This is a genomic window from Aminobacter sp. MET-1 (assembly GCF_026521175.1).
Lineage (GTDB): Bacteria > Pseudomonadota > Alphaproteobacteria > Rhizobiales > Rhizobiaceae > Aminobacter.
The window spans coordinates 1-246 of record NZ_JAMSHL010000160.1; the positions used below are offsets into that span (position 1 = coordinate 1).

At 65.9% G+C, this 246-nt stretch carries 1 protein-coding gene; it reads left to right on the top strand.

Translation table 11 applies throughout. The features are described from left to right. On the top strand, positions 1-246 hold a 246-nt coding region (locus tag NDO48_RS29460; protein WP_267322950.1), incomplete at both ends, for a hypothetical protein.

A 246-nucleotide genomic window follows, 5' to 3' on the forward strand; every position in this document is an offset into this window, starting at 1 on the left:
GTTCTACGTCTACCAGGGGATCGACGCGCAGTACGTCTACAACGCCGCGCGCAACGTCGAGGTCGCCACCTGGATGCTGGCTACCCGCAAGGACGACAAGGGTGCCCCGTTGCTGCTTTCCAACGCCCTCACCGACGACGCCAGCAACCTCAGCTACGCCCGCGAGTTCGCCAAGATCGTCGCGCGCCTGGACCTGCTCGCCGAGGTGCTCGGCGAACGCTACCGGCGGATCAGCGTGAACTACGC